We start from the raw sequence: 19,841 nt of genomic DNA on the forward strand, positions 1-19,841 counted from the left end.
CCGGAGCGGTGGGGTAGGCAAGGTGGCATCCCCACCATGAAGTTACCCTTCCTTTTCCTCACCGCCGTTTCTTTCCTCGCGGGAACGCTGGGTGCCGAGCGCGTTTTTGTGCTGCACGATGCCACCGTCCCCCAAGCCGCCTACGCCGCACGCAAAGTCGGGGCGGCCCTCCGGGCGGCTGACCATGAGGTGATCGCCGCGCGCGCGCAATACGATCGCCTGATCAATCTCTCGGTCAACCCGGGGCGGCTGGGCGCGGAGGCGTTTGCCATCATTCCGGAAGGCAAGGTCATCACGGTGCTTGGTGGCGATGACCGGGGCATGATCTATGGCGCGCTCGCGTTGGCCGAGGCCGTGGCCAACGGCACGCCGCTCGCCGACATCGCGGCCGTGGAGGAAGCGCCGCACCAACAGTTTCGCGGCATCAAATTCAACCTGCCGTGGGAAACCTACCGGCCGAGCTCGGCGCTCGATCAACACATCCCGACGGCCAAGGACTTGAAGTATTGGGAAGCATTTTTGGACATGATGACGGCCAACCGTTTCAACGCGATCAGCCTGTGGAACATGCATCCATTCACGTTCATGATCCGGCCAAAGAATTTTCCCGAAGCCAGCCCGTGGACTGACGCGGAGTTCGCGGAGTGGCAGCACCTGTATCGCGAGATTTTCCGCCTGGCCAAGGAGCGCGGTCTCGACACCTACATCGTGCATTGGAGCATATTCGTGAGTAAGGACTTCGCCGACGCTCATGGTGTCGCGCAGCACAATTACTATCCGTTTTATTACGGTCCGGGCGACACCTCCGAAATCGTGCGACGTTATCTGCGCGAAAGCGTGACGCAGGTCCTGGAGGAGTATCCGAATCTCGACGGCATCGGCTTATCCCACGGCGAAGGCATGGGCGGCATGACGCCGCTCGAACGCCAGCAATGGATGGACGACGTGATCATCGCGGGCGCGCTCGCGGCGGACCGGCCGGTGAAGCTCATTCACCGCGCGCCGTTCTCGGCCAATCTCGATTCGGGCGGCAGCACGAGCAGCAGTGCCGAAGTGATCACGCGGGCGGCGATGGAACGCCTCGGCGACGCGTTCGAGGGACCGATCTGGGTGGAGATGAAATTCAACTGGTCGCACGCCCACTCCACGCCGAATTTGGAAAAAGTGCACGGCGGCAAGCTCGGCGACACCTATTTCAAACCCGTGCCGGAGAACTACAAAATCACCTGGCAGGCGCGCAACGAGGACTTCTTTGCGCTGCGTTGGGGCGTGCCCGATTTCATTCGCCAACATATCGCGCGCAATGGCGGGCATGACTACTCCGGCGGCTATTTCACGGGCTCGGAATGCTACATCCCGGCGCTCGATTATTTCACGGCGACCGACGACCCGGTGGACTGGACGTGGGCGTTTCAGCGACAGTGGTTGTTCTACAAATTGTGGGGACGCCTGCTGTATAATCCCGCGACGCCGGATGCCGTATTCCAGGCCGAATATACGCGTCGTTATGGTCCGGCGGCGGACCACTTGCTGAAGGCGATGTCCCTCGCTTCGTCGACCCAACTGCGGCTCGCCTCGCTCTACGATTCGCGGTGGGACTTCACGCTCTACAGCGAGGGTTTCCTCGCGTTGCAGGGCGAAACGACGAAATACATCGGCGTCGATGCCTTGATCAAGCAAGGCACCATGGCTTCGGAATACGTGTCAGTGGGCGACTACGTGACGGCGACGCTGGCGGGCGAATCCTTCGCCGCGGAGCGCATCACGCCGCCCGTGCTCATTGGCCTGCTGGAACGCGACAACCGCGAGGCGCTGCGCCTGGTCGAGTCGGTCGACACCACCGGCAATGCGACGCTTCGCTACGAGGTCGCTGACATCCAAACCTGGGCGCATCTTGGTTTGCATCTCGCGGAAAAACTCCGGGGAGCCGTGGCCCTGCAACGCTTCCGCCTCGCGGGTGATCCGGCCGACCAACAAGCCGCCATTGGCCACCTCGAACGCGCCCTCGCCGCGTGGGACGAAGTCATTGCCATCACGCGCCCGCTTTACCGGGACATGCGGCTCACGCACTACAATCACAACTCCTTCGAGCGTAACGACGACAACCGCTTCCATTGGGCGCTCATTCGCGACGAAGTCGCCGCCGATGTGACGGTAGCCCGCGAGGCCACGGCGGGGACGGATTGACGCCACGCCCTCGTTGACGTTCGGTGGCGGCCCTATGAATCCGGCCATCACCCAGCTGAAGGACTTTTTGCTAAGTCACCACGTCGACGAACTCTACGCCCAAGCCATTGCCACCGGCGCGGGCGTGATCGGGTTGTTCGTCCTCGCGTGGGCGGTCAACTACATCGCCAAGCACATCATTTTGCGCGCCGTCAACGCGGTGGTGCGGCGCACGAAATTTCAGTGGGACGATGTGCTGCTCGACACGGGCGTCTTCACCCGCCTGTCCCACCTCGCCCCGGCGCTGGTCATCAATACGTTTGGTGCCAGCGTCCTCGGTGACTCTCCGCGCGTGTTGGCCGGGGTGTCCGGCGCGGTGAGTCTCTACCTCATCTGTATCTGGCTCGGCGTGCTCTTCGCCATCCTCAACGCCGTGCATATCGTCTCCCAACAAAAGGGCGCGAAAAAGGGCGTGCCGGTCAAAGGCTTCATCCAGGCGATCAAACTCGTCTCGGTCGTCGTGAGTCTGATCTTCATGCTGGCGATTCTGTTGAACAAATCGCCGGTCTACCTGTTTTCCGGACTCGGCGCGCTGACGGCGGTGCTGCTGTTCGTCTTCAAAGATGCGATTCTCGGCTTCGTCGCGGGCATTCAAATTTCCGCCAATAACATGGTCACCGTCGGCGACTGGATCGAAATGCCCAGCGCCGGGGCCGACGGCGATGTAATCGACGTTTCCCTGACGACGGTGAAGGTCCAGAACTGGGACAAAACCATCACCACGATCCCGACCTACAGCCTCATCTCGGATTCGTTTCGCAACTGGAAGGGCATGTCCGAGTCCGGCGGCCGGCGCATCAAGCGCTCCATTCATTTTGACATCTCCTCGATCCGGTTTGCCGACGAAGAACAACTCGAACGCTGGTCGAAAATCGGCCACGTGCGCGAACACCTGGAGCGCAAAAAAACGGAGATCGCCAAGGACAATGAAAAGCTGGGCGAAGCGGCCAACGTGCTCGGCAACGGACGGCGGCTCACCAACATCGGCACCTTTCGCGCCTATTGCCTGATCTACCTGAAAACCCACAAGGACATTGATCAGGAGAAGACGCTGCTCGTGCGCCAACTCGAGCCGACCGAGCACGGCTTGCCGCTGCAGATCTACACCTTCGTGAACAACACCGCGTGGGCCTACTACGAGGGCGTGCAGTCCGATATTTTCGACCACCTTCTCTCCGTCGCGAAGGTTTTCGACCTGCGGGTATTCCAGGAACCGAGCGGCTCCGATATCGTGACGGGTATCGCCGCGCTGAAATCGACCGCCGCCAAGGAAAGCTGATTTCTCATGCTCAATACGCGACTCATCCACCCCCAGATTCTGGCCGCGCTCGCCGCCTCGGGGCATTATTCCCAGGTGTTGGTAGCGGACGGAAATTTTCCCATCGCGGGCAATCGCGGCCCGAATGCCGCAATCGTCCATCTCAATCTGGCCCCCGGCATGGTCGACGCCGTGTCCGTGCTCGACGCGCTGCTCACGGTCGTGCCGGTGCAGGCGGCCACGGTGATGGAGCCACCGTCCGATTATGCCCCGGAGATTCACGCCATTTATCAAGACAAGCTCGGGGCGCACGTGGCGTGGAGTGCGATGGAACGCTGGTCATTTTACGAGAAAATCGCGTCACCCCGCACCACGCTGATGATCGCCACCGGCGAACAGCGTCGGTTCGCCAACCTCCTGTTGGAAATCGGCGTCGTGAAGCTGGCGGCCGAATCATTCTGAGCTCATGGCCGCGGACGATTACAACGAACGCTTTGGCGGCGTCGGTCGCCTCTACGGTGCTGGCTCGCTCGATAAACTGACGGCCGCGCACGTCGCGGTGATTGGCGTCGGAGGCGTGGGCTCGTGGACAGTCGAAGGTCTTGCTCGCAGCGGAGTGGGTGCGCTCACCCTCATCGACCTCGACGACCTGTGTGTGACCAACGTCAACCGTCAGTTGCCCGCGCTCGACGGCAACCATGGCCGACCCAAAGTTGAGGCTCTGGCGGAGCGCGTGCGCTTGATCAATCCGGCGTGTGCGGTGACACCGGTTTCTGAATACATCACGGCCAGCAACGCCGATCGCCTGCTCGCGCCGAAGTTTGACGTGGTGGTGGATGCCATCGACGGCACCACGAACAAGGCCGACCTCATCGGCGCCTGCGTGCGCCTCGGCCAACGCTGTGTAACGGTGGGCGGGGCGGGCGGCAAACGTGACGCCTCGCAGCTCCGCATTGGCGACTTGGGTGAAGCGTGGGGCGACGAACTCCTCAAAATGGTGCGCAAGAAACTCCGCCGCGAACACGGCTTCGCGCGGGGTGAAGGCAACCGCTACGGCGTGCGCTGCATCTATTCGGCGGAGAACCCGACTTACCCCTGGGCCGACGGCACCTGCAGCACGGAACCCGAACCCGGCAGCAACCTGAAACTCGATTGTGCGAGTGGCTTCGGCACGGCGGTCTGGGTCACCGGAGCCATGGGCCTTGCCGCCGCGCAGGAAACCGTGCGCTGGATCGTGGAAGGTGACGAGTGGGACAGGAGCTGAGCGGCAGATGCAGGAGAAGTAATTCCACGCAGATCGCTGACCCGATCGGATGTGAAGGAGCATTCCCGGACCCAGCGCCGGGTCATGGGATCCAGCCAACGCGGATGGGAGTTTACCGCATGTTTCGTTACCCAAGCGCAGGAGCGAGCTTGCGCGCGACAACGTCTGCCGCTCAGCGCAAATCCAACGCGTTCATCGCGCGCAAGCCCGCTCCTACGTGCCGACCCAGTGCGAATGAAGCCGTGGCTTCGGCATGGCGGTTTAGATCACCAGTCTCATAAACCTCGCGGTCGCCCAAAAAATGGTGCGTTGGATTGTGGAAAGTGGCGCAGGGAGCGGCAGCTGAATGGTGGATGTCTCCGGAATTCTACCGCAGAGATCACCGAGTAAAAACAGAGAGCTCGGGGGGCTAGCTGGCCGCCACCAACACGGGGTTGAGAAGACCTGGTTGGAGCAGGTATCCCAGAGGGAAGGGATCATCGGATTTTCCGGCATTTCGTTTATGCCAATTTTCGGCGATTTGTTTGAGGTCACCCGCTTTGATGAGTGTGACCGTGGCTCCGCAATCGACGGTGAATTGCATAGCGAGCATCTGGGACTCGATGGTGAAGTCTGGACCGATAACCCAAAAACCGGCCACCGGCCTTTCAGAAGTTTTGATATAGTTTTCGAACTGCTTGATATGGTCTTTCAGGTGGACCGGTGATTCTTTCGATTTGTTGTCCCAGATGATCACTTTGTCTCGAAACGAAAGAATACCATCGGCGTGGGCGGAACCGATTAACTTCAGCGGTTTGTGGTGAAGCCGGTTTTCAAACAAGAAGTCGGTCGCATCTTCGAACCGGGCTTCGCATTCCAAATCCTTCTCAATAAGTTGCTGTCCTCGTAAAAATTGAAGGTCGCGGGCAGCGAGTTGTTCGAAGTGGTCATACCACACTTGTCGATCGTCCCCGGCGGTTTCCGTCCGCTGCAGCAGATTGTCATAGAAACCGATCAAACGATCGATGAGCTCTGCTTTGGTTCCAGACACGATCTGACCGAGCTCTGCGCACCATTTTTTCAAAACCTCTACTTCCAAGCCATCTCGGGGCGAAATGCCACCGAGCAGCGTGGAAGGCGGCACTTGTTCCTGAACGATCTGCTGGAGCTCGGCTAATGTCGTAGTTTTATCGGCGCTGATGTCGCATTTGCGAATGGCATCGAACAAGTAGGGTTTTGACCGCACGGCTTTGTAGTTCAACAGCTCGTGGTAGCCGTGGGTTTTGATAGTAACGTGCAGAACCTCACGAAGCACGCGGGCGATCTCATCTGGGATCAAATCGAAGTCGGTGCCGTCTTCGTTCCGGATGGAGAAAAGCAGACCTTTCGATTGAAGGAGTCGTCTCGTTTCTTCGATCTCTGTTCGAGTATGCAGGACGTTTCCGAGCGAGGGAAATCGGTTCAGCCCGGCTTCGATTGTTCGATACTCGCGTTCCGTGATTTTTAATCGAACGCGCAGTTTTTCGATTAGGTTGAACTCGTCATTTGAAACTTGAGCTTGGTTTTCCCAAGCGGTTTCGAGAACGAATTTGAAGAGTTCGAGCTGTTCAGATCGGGCCACTCCGTTTTTTAGAATGTCCTCGTTTGAGCGGTCGATTATCGACTGTTCGTAGGCAATAATGTCGTCGGAAGTTTCTTTCTCGTCCGCGAGATAACTATCTTTGTTCAGAAGAATTTCTTTAAGAATCAGACGAACCAGAATCCGGTGCTGCCGATCTGCCCGGTAGAGCAGTTCGTTCAATGCCGATTTTACGTTGGAGGCGTAGTAGTATTGCGGAGAGGTTTTTTTAAGGGCGGCCCGAATCTCATCGTCGGTGAGATTGCGATAATCGATTACGTAGGCGCTCGAAATACGCTTTAGCACGAGGCTTGTGCCGATGTGATCGACAGCTTTGGCAATTTTCATGGGGTATGAACTTTAGGATGAATGGCGGCCAGCCAATCGCATACAAAAGGCATAATCCTCCATGATGCGATTCAAGACTCAGCACTGAATTTGTGCCAAGTGTTCCCTTACGTTGATTTCCTGTTTTGTAGAATAAGTGATCGGGATTTTCTCCGAAACAGTAGTCGGTGCGGCGTCTATCGACGAACGAGAGCCCCGTTGTTGCAATATGGCATGAGTCTTTCGACTTCATCAATTTCGCTGATAGCTGCACCGGTGGAGGTGAACTGGGAGTAGGAGCGAGCTTGCGCGCGATAACGTCTGCCGCTCAGCGCAAATCCAACGCGTTCATCGCGCGCAAGCCCGCTCCTACGTGCCGACCCAGTTGGAGTTGGTTTGGTGATCTGGTCAATGAAGCCGTCTTGAAGGGACGGGATGTTCGCGAACCGGGGACACGACCACCTCAGTTCACTTCGTAGACTTCGACGAGGGCTACGCCGGTGGTGTTGGCTTTGCCGGAGACGACGGCGCTGTAGACGCCGGGGGGCAGGGTGAGGAGGAGGGCGGCGTCGTTGGTGCCGGTCGACAGGGGGAAGGCTCCGACGGTTTGGGCGGCGGTGGCGATTTCGGCGGCGTAGGCGATGTCATCCCAATCGTCGTTTTGATAGAGGGGCATCGTATCGCCTTGGCGATAGATGCGCAGGACGGGATCGTCGAGCAGGCCCGGCACACCCCATTGCGCGAGGGTAGGGCCGACGGCGCGAATGAGGAGGGTTTGGCCGACGTCTCCGCTGATGACGAAACCGGCGATGAGGTTGTCGGAATCGGTGCCGACCCAGGTGCGGGCGGAGACGTTGGTGAGGCGGGCGGTGCCGGTGATGTCGGCGTCGTAGGCCTCGCCGAGCGTCACGCCGCTGCCGTCGGTGCGGTCTCCGATTCGCGCGGTGTAGGCTCCGGCGGGCAACGTGGCGACCATGGCGGCGTCGAGGCTGCCGGATTCGAGCTCGAAGGCGCCGAGACGGGCGGAGGTTGTGGCAACGTTGTCGGCGTCGGCGCCCCAGTTGTCGTTGTGGTCGAGCGGTCCGTCGGCAGGGCTCGCGAGGTCGAGCACGGGATCGGCGAGGATGGACGAAACGCCGAAGCCGCCGAGCGTGGGGCCGATACCGCGGAGCAGGACTTCCTTGGTGCCGTCGCCGCCGATGACGAAGCCGACGGTGAGCGCGTTGATGCCGGCCCCGCTGACGGCGCGAACGGAGACGTTGGCCAGGCGTGAGGCACCGGCGGGAGGCACGACGATGTCGGTCGCGGCCGGCAGGCGAATGGAGGTGACCGACAGCGGTGGCAGGGTGAGGTTGAACGCGTTGGCGTTGACGGCGGCGGACCCGATAATCTGCGCGTTGCTTGCGGTGGATTCGAAGGTTTCGGTCGCGGGGAGGTTGGCCAATTGGCGGGCCGGATAAACACCGTTGGCGATGGTCGCGTGGGCGAGCGCGACCTGGGTGGTGTGGGCCTCGGAGAGTGCGCGGTTGACCAGCACGATGGTGAGGTCGCCGGTGGCGTTGTCGGTCGTGGCGTAGGCCGAGACGGATTCTTCGTCGCTGGAGAGGGCGCGGACCGCGACGTCGCCGTTGTAGCGGGAGAAGAGGTGGAGGACTTCCCACATGCCGGGCTGCCAGCTCCACGGGGTGAAGATCTCGACACCGTGCCGCATGAATTCGCCGAGAGTGGATGCATACCAGACCGAGGCCAGGGCGGCATCGGTCACGGGGATGTCGATTTCGGTGAGGCCGAAGGTGACACCGTGATCGGGACCGAGGTATTGATCGAGCCAGGCGGCGCAGCGACCGAAGATGTATTCACGATTTATGGACGTGTCCCAACCGCCGTGGACGGTGCGCACCCCGTTGGCGTCGGGGCTCACGTAGCTCTCGTCAAAGAAGGTGCGGTGCAGTTGCACGATGTCGGCGGGGGCGGTGGTGCCGGGGTAGTAGTGGATATCGAGCACATCGAGGAGGCGGATGCCGGTGCGGGCCTGTTCCTCGCCGACGCGTTTGATGAAATACTCGAGCCACGGGCAGGTGCGGCCGTCGGCGTCGATCGGGTCGGGCCAGTTATACCACTGCCACTCGTTGGCGGCGACGGGACCGGCGAGCTTGATCTCGGGCAAGCGGGCGCGGGCGGCCTTGGCGTAGGCAAAGTAGCGTTGCATGAATGCTTCGGCCGAGAGCTGGGTGGGCATCACGTCGTCGTGGGTGCCCTCCCAGATTTCGGGTTCGTTATCCATGCTCCAATAAATGAACTGCCGCCGGTCGAGACCGAGACTGGTGGGCTGGATCCAGTGGTCGAGAATGGCGGTGGAGGTGGCGGCATCGGAGTCGGTGAGGTAGAGGTCGGGGTTGCCCTCCTGCAGAGCCTTTTCGCCGTTGGGATTGGGGGTGCCACCGCCGGCGAGGTTTTGGCCAACGCCGCTCCACCACTGGCTTTGGTTGTAGCCCCAGTCGTTGAAGTTGTGAGCGGAATTGGCGGCGACTTTGCCGATGAGTTGGAAGCTCCACATCGACTGCACTTCGGGCAGGTTTTGCTGGAGTTGAGCCTGGGCGAAATCCCAGTCGTTGGCGTAGACGTTGTTATACCAATCGGGGTGGGAGGAGAGTTTTTGCTGCCAATTGTATTTGGTGCCGTTGTTGCCCGCGAGGGTGCGCATCATGCGCAGGCCGGCGTCGCGAAAGCGTTGCCAATCGGCGGCGCTGCGAAGGGAACCGGGCTGCCCGGGGGTGTCGTTTTTACCGTAGATAAACGGCGACACCGGCACACGGTCCTGAGTGACGTCGACCGTGATTTGAACGGTGGCGGCGGGGAGGGAGGTGATCGCGGCCAGCAGAGTGAAAAGCAGTGGGGCCGGGTGGGGCAGGTATCGACGTGACATGAAGCGGGTGGGGAGAGGTAAAGCAGCCGGGACGGGCGGAGGATCAAGGGGTGGTCAGCGCGTCCCGGCGGGGCAGGCGGATGAGTTGGATTTCAAAGATGATGTCCTGGGTTTCCTCGGGGGCGGCGAAAGCGCGGGCGGTTTGCACCTGTTGCATCTTGGCGGGGTCGGTGGTCTCGACCCAGGCGACGGAGTAGAGGTGATCGTCGGGACCGAGCGCGATGCTTTCGGTGAAGAAGATGCGGCGATGGTCGGGGCCGGTGATCGCGCCGTGGTCGGTAAAAGTATCGGTGTCGATCGCGTAGGTGAGCAAATGCACGGACGTCGCGACAGCGCGATCGGCGGTGCTGGGCGTGGGGGGAGCATGCGCGAGGTAAAGCAGCGTGTTGTCGGGTCCGAGCATGAAGCCGAGTTGCGTGCGAAACGGGTTGCGGCGACCGGGCACGATGGTGGTCGGATTCAGGGGACGCACGGAACGCAGGGTGCCGGTGGCGGGGGTGAATTCGAAGAGTTGGCCGCTGCCGCCGTGGAGGCCCCAGAAGCTGGCGGTCGCATCGTTCCAGATGAGCGTGCGCCAATTGCGCCAGAAGAAGTGGGGCACGGGCTCGATGGTGAAGTCCTCCGCCTGAATGGGCGGCACGGCATCGAGGTTGAGTTGGGTGAAATACTTCACCGGGCGTTGATCGTCCGAATCGAAATGCCAGATGCGGCCGGTGTTGGTGGAGCCGTAGACGGTGCCTTCGGGGGTGACGCCGAGTTTGCGGCACACGAAGTCCCATTCGTCGGGGAAAGCGCCCCATTCGCCGCGTTGTTGGACGGCTCCCCAGTTTTTCAGGCGCCCCTCGTCGAGGTTGAAACTGACGAGTTGAGCGCTGGGCCAGGTAAGACCGTAGAGCGTGCGGCCGGGTTTATCGACGGCCATGGTGATGAGCCCCTCGTTGGGCAGGCCAAGCGCGGCAACGTCCTCGATTTTTTGGGTGGCGAGATTGAGGCGCATGAAGTGCCCACCGGCGTAGGGTTGGCGACCGTCGGGCGGATTGATCAGCGGGAGGTTGCCGTCGTATTGGGACGTGTGGGTGGCGAAGTAGAGATAGCCGTCCCACTCGACGAGAGGCGTGTGGATCTTGCCATGCACGATCTCGCGGGCGGGCTCCAAACCGAGCGCGGCGCTGACGTCACCGACCAGCGCGGTGGTGTCGGTGGACGTATCGAATCGGTAGATACGGACGGACGCGCCGGGATGGTGAGAGTTGACGGCGAAGTAGAGGTAACCGTCGGACGCGGCGGTGAGGCAGTGGTAGTTGGAGTCGCCCTCCAAGTAGCCCGGATCGAAGATCTCGGCGGGAACGACGGATTCCGCGCGGACGGTGACCATCATGACGCTCAGCAGCGTGATGAACCAGCCGAGCCGGTTCAAAATTGGAGGGTAAATGCGATCCTGCATGGGAACGAACGTGGAACAGCCCCGGCCGTCGAGCAAGCATGGCCACCCGGGCGTCGGTCGCGTGGGGCTCAGCGGGTGTCGGCCGTGAGGGGACGGCGGCGCTACGAGCCGGGAGGGCCGTGCGCTGAGTTTAGCACGCGCTCCACAATTTCACGGAGTTCCGCGAGTTGAAACGGTTTGCTGAGCATGGCCTGAGCGCCGCGGGCCAGCGCATCCGAAATATCGAAATTTTCCGCGTAACCGGTGCTGAGGATAAATGGCAGATCGGGGTGGATTTTCCGCACGTTGTCCAACAGTTCCAGGCCGGTGAGTCCGGGCATGGTTTGGTCGCTGATGATGAGGTCGAATGCCAAGGGCTCCTGCTGCATGAGTTCCCACGCCTCGGCGCCATCGTTCGCGATGGTGGGTTGATACCCGAGGCTGACGAGTGCCCGCCGACCGACCCGGGTAATCATCGGCTCATCATCGACGAACAGGATGCGGGTGGGCGGGGAAGGTGGTTCCATCGGGGGGGCGGTTCTGTGACCGCCGAGGCGATCAGAGTTGGTTTATTACCTCAGTGTTAACAGGAAATGCCGAGAGGTGGGCAGAGACGCATCGGCGGATCCGACCATGGTGTATAGACCCAGCCGAATGACGGGGGATGTCAAGATGGCCCGGTCTTGAAACCGCTTAAACCGGGGCCACGGGTGGTCCGATGGCTTCGAGCCTTGGCTTATTCCACGAGGTAGATCTCGAGTAGCACGACGCCGGTGCCGCCGCCCGCGTGCATGGTGTAGGCCCCGGCCGGAAGATCGATCGCGAGGGCGGCGTCCTTGCTTCCAGTCGACAGGCTGAAGGCCCCGACCTGCGCCATGGTCGCGGCATCCGGGGCGGACCAGTCATCGTTGGTCGCGACGATTTCGCCAGCGGCGTTGAAGACGGTGAGCACGGGATCAGCCAAGGGATCGGCGATGTCGTAGTCGGCCAGGGCGGGGCCGACGGCGCGGAGGAGCACGCGTGCGGAACGGCCGAAGTTTTGCGGATCGACGATCACAAATCCCGCGATGGCGGTGGCTTCGCCGGGGCTGGTGTGCGCGCGGAAGGACAGATTGGTGAGTGATTGGAACAGATACTCGTGGCCGGTGGGGAAGAGCTGATAAATTTCGAGCAGGGCGATCCCGGTGCCCTCGCTCTGGGGACGCACCATCACGGTGGCACTGCCCGTGCCAAATGTGTGAATGCCGGCGGCATCGTTGCTGGCATCGGCGAGGGCAAAGGCACCGGCGGCCGTGGCTGCGTCGGCGGTCTGCGGGTTGGCCCACCACTGGTCGTTGTTGCCGATAAGTTCCCCGGTGGCATTGAACACATCGATGGCAGGATTGGGCAGAAAGCCCGTCAGGCCGAACGGGCTGAGTCCCGGCCCGACGCCTCGCAACAGGGTGGGCAACCCCAGGGCGCCCGCCGAGATTTTGGTGGTGAGTCCGGCGATCACGCTGCGTTCGCCGGTGCCGGTCAGGGCGCGACTGGAAAGATTCGAGAGGTAGGATTTGTGGGGGCCGAGCTCGAATACCGTCACGGGGCTGAGCAGACTTTGCCCGTTGGCCAGGACGACCCGGAGTTGATAGTAGCCGAGGTTGTCGGGACCGATATCCGCAATGGTAAGCGACGGCGACGTGGTGTCGGGAGGCAGAGGCTGACCATCGAGGGCCAGCCATTGATAACCCACCGGATTCGGGCCGGTCACTTCGCTCCGGAACGTTTGGGTCGAGCCTCCGCGCGGGTTAGACCCCGGGCTGACAATGGATAACTTCGTGGGCTGCTCACCAGCATGGTCGCCGCGCAGTCTGAAAACGGGCGTGGAAACCACGGACGTTGCCACGAGATTGCCATCGGCGAGGAGGACGAGGGAATAAACGGGAAGAGGGCCGGGGTAGAAATCGGCATCAAGCTCCAGACCCGTTGCGGTGATGGTATAGCGATGGAGGACGTGGGCGTAGTCGGTGACAAAGAGACGATTGTGTTCGCCGTCCACGGCGAAGCCGTAGCCGGTGAAGCTTGCATTGTGCGTCCACGTGGAGTCGACCTGACCTTGGTCCGTCAACATCGACCCGCTCTTAATGCCCTGGTAGTTTTGATAGCGCAGCAGGCGTCCGTCGGGCAGTGGGTAAAGGACCACGTCGCCGCGACGGAGGAGAGGTGTTTGAGGGGTGAAAGTTGAGTCGGCGGCACCGGAGGCGCTCAACCGGTAGATGATTTTCCAACTGGTGGGGTAGTGTCCCGGCACCGGGTCAAATGCCATGCCGGTGACGTAGATCCGACCCTCGCGATCGAACTTGAATTCGCGAGGTTCGGTGGTGGTGGCATACTGGTAGTCGAACGTGACGTCGAGAGAGTCGTCCGGATTTAGTCGGGCGATCTGGTTTCCTTGAGCAAGGAGTAGTTTGCCATCGGGTTGGATGGCGGCCCCGGCGAGGGGTTCGGAGTTGGAGAACGTCGTCGGGAGCGGCAAGGCATCCACGCTGCCATCGGCCGCCAGACGGTGAGGGCCGCCGGGGGTGGCGAGTATCAGGCGGCCATCGGGATAGACCGCCAACACGTTGGCGGCGCGGAAGCTTTCATCCGAAGGATATCGGAAATCAGGATCAAGCGAGCCATCCGGCCGCAGGCGGTGGGTGGAGGATGGGTTGGGGGACGAATCGAAATATGTTCGCACCACCACTCGGCCGTCGGCGGTGGCTCCGATGACTTCGGTCCGAGTATCGGTCAGGTCAGGGGCATTAAACGCCGGATCGATGGCACTCTCCGGTAGCTGAATCACATTGATGGTGGCGGGATAACTGCGCTCCGTGGTGTCGCCTGCGGTGATTTGGAGGGTGTAGTTGCCGGAATCCGAGGGGGTGAGATTCGACAAGGTCAGAGCGGAGGCATTGGCACCGGGAATGGCGGTGCCGTCATGGAGCCACTGCCACTGCCAGCTCCCGATCGGTTCCGGCGAGTAAGCCGCTGAAAGCGTGATGGTGGAACCGGGTTCGTATTGTCCCGGAAGCGTATAGTTGCGCGGACTGACCTGCAGCTGAGGAGCCGCGGACAGGAGCGATGCGAAAAGCAGGGGGATAAGGACTAAGGCAGCGAAGACGCGGAGTCGAAGGATGGAAGTCGGTTTCATGGATTCTCTCAAAGTGATTTAACTTTGGAGACAACCGAGCGCCGCCATGCCGCTATTCGCATCGGTCACTGGGCGTGCCCGATGGTGGGATCACCCCGTCGGGGCTCACCCGAAGCGGCTGAAAAGATTCCAGGCGCCGGCGACGGTGAGGGCGATGCCGGAGAGCCAGAGAAACGTGGTCCACAGGCCGCCGGGGCGCAGTTCGGCGGGGAGTTTTTTGTAGCGCAAGTAGAGCGCGCAGATGGCGAGAAACGGGAGCAGCAGCGCCTGGCCGACGCCGCTTATCATAATGAGCGTGAGCGGTTGCGGCCAGACGACATAGAGTAGCGTGCCATAGAGCGGCAGGCCGATGCCAAACGCTTTGATGCGCTTGGCCTTGGCGTCCTCATTGGCGGCGGGCTTCATGATGCCGAGTAACGGCAGGACATCGGCCATCAAGCGGGAGTTGGCGGCGGTGGCGGCGAAGGCGGTGGAGTAGAGGGTGGCAAACGCGCCGACCACGAAGACCCAGAAACCGAGCGGACCAAAGCTCTCCAGATACATGTTGGCGAGAGTCGGCACCATTTCGCTGTTATCGATGGTGAGTCCCTGGCGATGGAGGATCGCCGCGCCCAGCAGGTAGAACACGACGGTCGCGGCGGTGTAGAGGAGGAGCGAAGCGAAGGCGTCGATCTTCATCACGCGCATCCAGCCATGGACGCGTTCGTTCCAGCCGGGAGCTTCGGGCGCACCGACGCGGGCGGCGTATCCTTTTTCCAAGCACCAATACGGGTAGTAGATCAACTCGGCCGCGCCGACGCCGATGATGCCGAGCGCGGCGAAAGCGACGGCGAAGTTCTCGGGTAATTTGAATTGCAGCCCCGAGACAATGTTGGCGGTGGTGACCTTGAAGTCGGTGAACTGGAGCGCGACCAACGCGAAGAGGGTCGAGATGGTGAAGAGGATGACGAGACCGATGGAGAAGCGCTCCACCAGTTTGTAGCGACCGATGCCGAGCAACGCGGTGAGGGAGAGACCCATGACGACGGCGATCGGTTTGGGACCGGCATCGATGCCGGCCATATTGAAGACCTGCGCACAGCCGCCGAGCATGCCGCCGATCACGGAAATCATGGCGACAAAAACGGGGAGGAAAATCCACACCATCCAGCCGACGTTGCGCATGCGCGGCCCCGGCACGGCGTCGAGCATGTGCAAGGTGGGCGTGCCGGTCGCGACGGCGTAGCGACCGAGCTCGACCTGCACGAAGACTTTCACGAGGCAGCCGAAAATGATGAGCCACAGCAGCTCGAATCCGTTTTCGGCGGCGACGTGCGGCGTGACGACCAGTTCACCCGTGCCGACGATCCCGGCGGTCAGGATCAGTCCCGGACCGATGTATTTGAGCGATTGGAGAAGCGTGGTGGGGGGCGGGGCGCCAGCGGGGGAAGGCATAGGGGTATGCGTTTTGGTGCCGATGGATTGCTGGCGGGTCCACGTTTTTGCGCATGAAGAATGGTTAACGTGGGGCCCAAATCGTTCCCCCGGAGCGGTCGGGATGGATCGTTGACCACGGGCGGGCACGCGTAGCATGTTGGTTTCCTACCCCATGACTCGAAAATATTCCCCTGTGTTAGTCGGCCTGGCGGCCGTCGCGTTGATGTTCTCCGTGGCCGCTTGTTCCTCGAAGGAAGCAGAAGTCATCACGCTGCGTGGTGCTAACCAGTTCGACAAAAACCACGTCTTCTCGCGCACGCTTTTCAAGTTCGAGGAACTGGTGAAGGAATACTACGGCAAGCCGGTCAATTTTGAGTTCTATTTGAACAGCGAGCTGGGGTTGGAGAAGGAGTATTTCGCTTACATGAGTCAGGGGGTGTCGGTCGATTTCGCGCACGTGTCGCCGTCGCACATGTCGACCTTCTCCAAGGCCGCTCCGCTCATGGACATGCCGTTCCTGTTTCGCGACCTCGATCATTGGAACAAAGTCCTGTCGGGAGACGCCTTGAAACCGATCACGGATGACGTGGAACAGAAGGCCGATGTGAAGCTCATCGGGTTTTCCGGCGGCGGCACCCGCAACATCACCGCGAGCAAGCGGATCACGACCATTGCCGAGTTGGAAGGGCTCGACATTCGCGTGATGGGCGCGCCGATCCAGACTCGCATCTTTCAGGCGATCCATGCCGCCCCGACCGTCATCGCCTACAACGAAATCTATAACGCGGTGCAGACGGGGGTGATTGACGCGGCGGAGAACGAGGCGACGGGAATTCAGCAGATGAAGTTCTATGAAGTGGGACCGGAAATCTCGCTCACCCAGCACGCCATCACGGTGCGCCCGCTGGTATTTAGTGGGAAAACCTTCCGACGTCTGCCGGAGGATTTGCAGGCGGCGATCCTTCGCGCCGGCCGCGAAGCCGGAGAATTCGGGCGCGAGACCGAGGCACGCGAAGACCACGCGACGCTGCTCCAGATGGAGGCGGAGGGCAAGATTCGCACCCACGAGTTTACGGAGCGCGCCGCCTTGCTTCGATTGGCGGCACCCGTGAAGGAGGCCTACGCGAATGAACTCGGAGTGCGGGAGGTTTTGGCCCGCATCGATGCGGTTAAATAATCCGGTCCTCCATCGCGATGAAGGCCCTCCTGGACGGTTATCACCGAATGCTGAAACGGTTGCTCACGATCTTGATGGGAGTGCTGATCGTGCCAGTGACCATCCAGATCCTGTCGCGCTACACGGGCCTCATGCCGCGATATATTTGGACCGAGGAAGTCGCGCGGTTTTGCTTCGTGTGGATGATCATGATCGGGGCCATGATCGCGGTGCGGGATAAGTCGCATTTCGAAGTCGACGTGCTGCCTGCGCCTCGCACGCCGCGTCAGGCAGGCATCGCGGGATTAGTGGTGCATCTGGGCATGATGGTGATGGCGGTGGCGTTCGTTCGTTACGGATACGAATTTGCGAAATTCGGCTTCATCCAGACGTCGGAAATGAGTGGCATCAACATGCTCAGCATCTACATCGCGTTTCCCTTGGCGGGCGTGACCTGGGTGCTTTTTTTGGCCGAGAAAATGGTGGCTGACGTGCGACTGATCAGGTCCCCCGCAACCGAGCCGCACGCATGAGTCCCGGCGAAGTGGCAGCGATCATGTTTGGCACCTTCGCGGTGCTGGTGGTGTTGAGGATTCCCGTTTCATTCGCGTTGGGGCTGGCTTGTATCCCGGTGTTCATCGCGGACGATCGTTTGTCCCCGTCGCTGTTGATGAGTGAAATGTGGAAATCCTACAATTCGTTCATCCTGCTGGCCGTCCCGTTCTTTTTGTTGGCGGCCAATCTCATGAACTCGGCGGGAATCACCGAGCGGCTGGTGAATCTCGCGAAGGCGACGGTGGGGCATTTGCCGGGAGGGCTGGGTCACATCAACGTGATGGTGAGCATGCTGTTTGCGGGCATCTCGGGATCGTCGACGGCGGACGCGGCGGGGATCGGTTCGCTGCTGATTCCGGCGATGAAGAAGCAGGGTTACGACACGTCGTTTACGGTGGCGATTACCGCGTGTTCCTCGGTCATGGGCGTGATCATTCCGCCGAGTATTCTCATGGTGGTCTGGGGGGGCTTGATGTCGGTTTCGATCGGCGGCCTGTTTCTCGCGGGCGTGTTGCCGGGATTGCTGATGGCCCTGTTCATGATGGCGACCGTGTGGGGGTATGCGCGCAAGCGGGGGTATCCGATCTATCAACGGGCGTCGGGGCGTCAGTTTCTGCAGGCGGCGGTCAAGGCGGTCTGGGCGTTGATCACGCCGATCATCATCATCGGCGGCATCGTGGGAGGATTTGTGACGCCGACGGAAGCGTCGGTGCTGGCGGTGATCTACTCGGCGATTTTGGGCGGATTGGTTTATCGTTCCGTGCGCTGGGGCGATTTCCCCAAGATACTGTATGATTCGGCGCGCCTTTCGGCGGTGTCACTTTTTTGCATCGGGACGGCGTCGGCCTTTGGCTGGTTGCTGGCTTATTTCCGAGTGCCGCAGACGTTGGTCGATCTGGTGGCGTCGGCCGGGACGGGACCGATCTCGGTGGGGTTGTTGATTGCCGGGGCGTTTTTACTTATTGGCATGTTCATCGATGCGATTCCGGCGATCATCATCCTCGGCACGATTTTGCTGCCGGTGTCGCAAAGCGTCGGGATGCATCCGATCCACTTCGCGATCATCGGGGTGATCTCGCTGGCGTTTGGCCTGGTGACGCCGCCCTACGGGTTGTGTTTGCTGATTTCCGCGGAGGTGGGCGGGACCAAGGTCGTGCACGTATTGAAAGATGTGGTGGTCGTGCTGCTGCCCATGCTGCTGCTGTTGCTGTTGGTGATCTTGTTTCCCGAAATCGTGCTGTGGATTCCGCGTTTGATCGCGCCGCAGTTTTTGTAGTAAATCGAGCCTCAAACTAACGTTCCGTAGCAGCTGTATTTCACACCAAGAGCGCAAAGTTCGCAAAGCCTTGGAGGCATGACCCGGGGTGGACTCTGCGATTTTCGGGTATGGATATCAGATCTCGATTTGGACTTTGACCGAAGTGGGGGCGGGGGCTTTGGCGTAGTCGAAGGCGGCGATGCTGTCGGCGAAGGCGTAGGTCTCGGTGATGAGCGGTTTCACGTTGAGTTGCCCGGAACCCATGAGGGCAAGGCAGCGAGGGAAAACGTGCGCATAGCGGAAGACGTGCTCGACGCGGGCTTCTTTGATTTGAGCGGCGACAACATCGTATGGAATCGGTCCGCCGGGCATGCCGATGTAAACGACACAGCCACCGGGACACAGCGTTTCAAAGACCGAGGCGGCGGCGCGGGCATTGCCACTGGCTTCGAAGACGAGGTCCGCGCCCCAACCGTCGGTCGCGGCGGCGATGATTTCGGGCAGTGATTCATTCGCGATATTGACCGGCGTGATGGCACCGAGCGTGGCGGCGAGGTCGAGTTTGGGTTGAGCGACGTCGGTGATGAACACCCGGCTGCAACCGGCGGCGAGGGCGCTGAGCGCGGTGACGAGTCCAATGGTGCCGGCGCCGAGGACGACCGCGACATCGCCGGGTTTGACGCGGGCCTTGGTGGCGGCGTGCATGCCGACGGCGAGGGGTTCGACGAGAGCGGCTTCGCCGAGCGAGACGGCGTCGGGGACTTTGAAGGTAAACTGGGCGGGATGCACGACGCTCGGGCGTAGCACGCCGTGGATCGGAGGGGTGGCCCAAAAGCGCACATCGGGATCGAGATTGTAGAGGCCGAGTTGGGTGGCACGGCCGAGAGGATTGGGAATCCCGGGTTCCATGCACACGCGATCGCCAACCGCGAGGTGAGTGACATTGGGGCCGGTTTCGGCGACGACACCCGCGGCTTCGTGGCCGAGAATCATGGGAGCCTCGACGACGAACGGTCCGATGCGTCCGTGCGTGTAGTAGTGGAGATCACTGCCGCAAATACCGACGGTTTTGATGGCGATGCGCACATCGTCGGGACCGAGGGTTTCGGCGATGTCGAAGTCGCGGAGGGAGAGAATATCCTGACGTTCGAGAACGAGTGCTTTCATAAAGGAAATTGGAGTTTAACCACAGATGGGCACAGATAAACACGGATCAACTCCGGTGAAGCGGCTGAATTTCAATCTGGGCTTATCTGGGTCCATCTG

The 19,841-nt window shown here is 61.0% G+C and carries 14 protein-coding genes; 7 read left to right on the top strand and 7 right to left on the bottom strand.

Going from position 1 to position 19,841, the window contains the following annotated elements; all coding sequences use genetic code 11:
• The first annotated feature begins 36 nt into the window (after positions 1-36).
• From PXH66_RS01795 to PXH66_RS01810, 4 genes are read left to right on the top strand one after another with little or no spacing between them, the layout of a single operon-like run.
• On the top strand, positions 37-2,187 hold the full coding sequence (locus PXH66_RS01795; RefSeq protein ID WP_330930114.1) for a beta-N-acetylhexosaminidase family protein: 2,151 nt from the start codon (positions 37-39) through the stop codon (positions 2,185-2,187).
• Between the two features lie 34 nt (positions 2,188-2,221).
• Positions 2,222-3,505: a mechanosensitive ion channel family protein gene (locus tag PXH66_RS01800; RefSeq protein ID WP_330930115.1), complete on the top strand. Its 1,284-nt coding sequence runs from the start codon at positions 2,222-2,224 to the stop codon at positions 3,503-3,505.
• A gap of 6 nt (positions 3,506-3,511) precedes the next feature.
• Positions 3,512-3,946, top strand: coding sequence for an RbsD/FucU family protein (locus tag PXH66_RS01805; protein ID WP_330930116.1), 435 nt, complete (start codon positions 3,512-3,514; stop codon positions 3,944-3,946).
• Between the two features lie 4 nt (positions 3,947-3,950).
• On the top strand, positions 3,951-4,748 hold the full coding sequence (locus tag PXH66_RS01810) for a tRNA threonylcarbamoyladenosine dehydratase (protein ID WP_330930117.1): 798 nt from the start codon (positions 3,951-3,953) through the stop codon (positions 4,746-4,748).
• Between the two features lie 409 nt (positions 4,749-5,157).
• Here PXH66_RS01810 and PXH66_RS01815 read toward each other — a convergent pair whose 3' ends face one another.
• The 6 genes from PXH66_RS01815 to PXH66_RS01840 form a co-directional block, all read right to left on the bottom strand.
• Entirely contained in the window at positions 5,158-6,693 is a 1,536-nt protein-coding gene (locus PXH66_RS01815; protein WP_330930118.1) for an SAP domain-containing protein, read from the bottom strand.
• Between the two features lie 442 nt (positions 6,694-7,135).
• Positions 7,136-9,598 (bottom strand): glycoside hydrolase family 44 protein, encoded by a 2,463-nt coding sequence (locus PXH66_RS01820; RefSeq protein ID WP_330930119.1) that lies wholly within the window; start codon positions 9,596-9,598, stop codon positions 7,136-7,138.
• A gap of 43 nt (positions 9,599-9,641) precedes the next feature.
• On the bottom strand, positions 9,642-11,042 hold the full coding sequence (locus PXH66_RS01825; protein ID WP_330930120.1) for a hypothetical protein: 1,401 nt from the start codon (positions 11,040-11,042) through the stop codon (positions 9,642-9,644).
• A 101-nt stretch (positions 11,043-11,143) separates the two neighbouring features.
• A complete protein-coding gene (locus PXH66_RS01830) occupies positions 11,144-11,548 on the bottom strand; it encodes a response regulator (RefSeq protein WP_330930121.1) in 405 nt (134 codons plus the stop codon).
• A 209-nt stretch (positions 11,549-11,757) separates the two neighbouring features.
• A complete protein-coding gene (locus PXH66_RS01835) occupies positions 11,758-14,190 on the bottom strand; it encodes a hypothetical protein (RefSeq protein ID WP_330930122.1) in 2,433 nt (810 codons plus the stop codon).
• A 105-nt stretch (positions 14,191-14,295) separates the two neighbouring features.
• The gene (locus PXH66_RS01840; protein ID WP_330930123.1) at positions 14,296-15,624 is read right to left on the bottom strand and encodes an Nramp family divalent metal transporter; all 1,329 of its coding nucleotides are present in this window, start codon (positions 15,622-15,624) and stop codon (positions 14,296-14,298) included.
• 154 nt (positions 15,625-15,778) lie between these two features.
• Here PXH66_RS01840 and PXH66_RS01845 point away from each other — a divergent pair, with 154 nt between their 5' ends.
• From PXH66_RS01845 to PXH66_RS01855, 3 genes are read left to right on the top strand one after another with little or no spacing between them, the layout of a single operon-like run.
• On the top strand, positions 15,779-16,783 hold the full coding sequence (locus PXH66_RS01845; RefSeq protein ID WP_330930124.1) for a TRAP transporter substrate-binding protein: 1,005 nt from the start codon (positions 15,779-15,781) through the stop codon (positions 16,781-16,783).
• Positions 16,784-16,800: 17 nt separating this feature from the next.
• Positions 16,801-17,295 (top strand): TRAP transporter small permease, encoded by a 495-nt coding sequence (locus PXH66_RS01850; RefSeq protein ID WP_330930125.1) that lies wholly within the window; start codon positions 16,801-16,803, stop codon positions 17,293-17,295.
• The gene (locus PXH66_RS01855) at positions 17,292-18,593 is read left to right on the top strand and encodes a TRAP transporter large permease (protein ID WP_330930126.1); all 1,302 of its coding nucleotides are present in this window, start codon (positions 17,292-17,294) and stop codon (positions 18,591-18,593) included. Before PXH66_RS01850 ends, PXH66_RS01855 begins: the two co-directional genes overlap by 4 nt.
• Positions 18,594-18,710: 117 nt before the next feature.
• On the opposite strand, the gene PXH66_RS01860 is transcribed toward PXH66_RS01855, so the two are convergent.
• Positions 18,711-19,742, bottom strand: coding sequence for an NAD(P)-dependent alcohol dehydrogenase (locus PXH66_RS01860; protein WP_330930127.1), 1,032 nt, complete (start codon positions 19,740-19,742; stop codon positions 18,711-18,713).
• Positions 19,743-19,841: the final 99 nt, after the last annotated feature.

Origin of the sequence: Synoicihabitans lomoniglobus, from assembly GCF_029023725.1 — a bacterium.
GTDB classification, from domain to species: domain Bacteria; phylum Verrucomicrobiota; class Verrucomicrobiia; order Opitutales; family Opitutaceae; genus Actomonas; species Actomonas lomonigloba.

Coding starts and splice junctions, on each gene's coding strand:
- PXH66_RS01795 (WP_330930114.1), top strand. CDS start 37: ATGAAGTTACCCTTCCTTTTCCTCACCGCCGTTTCTTTCCTCGCGGGA.
- PXH66_RS01800 (WP_330930115.1), top strand. CDS start 2,222: ATGAATCCGGCCATCACCCAGCTGAAGGACTTTTTGCTAAGTCACCAC.
- PXH66_RS01805 (WP_330930116.1), top strand. CDS start 3,512: ATGCTCAATACGCGACTCATCCACCCCCAGATTCTGGCCGCGCTCGCC.
- PXH66_RS01810 (WP_330930117.1), top strand. CDS start 3,951: ATGGCCGCGGACGATTACAACGAACGCTTTGGCGGCGTCGGTCGCCTC.
- PXH66_RS01815 (WP_330930118.1), bottom strand. CDS start 6,693: ATGAAAATTGCCAAAGCTGTCGATCACATCGGCACAAGCCTCGTGCTA.
- PXH66_RS01820 (WP_330930119.1), bottom strand. CDS start 9,598: ATGTCACGTCGATACCTGCCCCACCCGGCCCCACTGCTTTTCACTCTG.
- PXH66_RS01825 (WP_330930120.1), bottom strand. CDS start 11,042: ATGCAGGATCGCATTTACCCTCCAATTTTGAACCGGCTCGGCTGGTTC.
- PXH66_RS01830 (WP_330930121.1), bottom strand. CDS start 11,548: ATGGAACCACCTTCCCCGCCCACCCGCATCCTGTTCGTCGATGATGAG.
- PXH66_RS01835 (WP_330930122.1), bottom strand. CDS start 14,190: ATGAAACCGACTTCCATCCTTCGACTCCGCGTCTTCGCTGCCTTAGTC.
- PXH66_RS01840 (WP_330930123.1), bottom strand. CDS start 15,624: ATGCCTTCCCCCGCTGGCGCCCCGCCCCCCACCACGCTTCTCCAATCG.
- PXH66_RS01845 (WP_330930124.1), top strand. CDS start 15,779: ATGACTCGAAAATATTCCCCTGTGTTAGTCGGCCTGGCGGCCGTCGCG.
- PXH66_RS01850 (WP_330930125.1), top strand. CDS start 16,801: ATGAAGGCCCTCCTGGACGGTTATCACCGAATGCTGAAACGGTTGCTC.
- PXH66_RS01855 (WP_330930126.1), top strand. CDS start 17,292: ATGAGTCCCGGCGAAGTGGCAGCGATCATGTTTGGCACCTTCGCGGTG.
- PXH66_RS01860 (WP_330930127.1), bottom strand. CDS start 19,742: ATGAAAGCACTCGTTCTCGAACGTCAGGATATTCTCTCCCTCCGCGAC.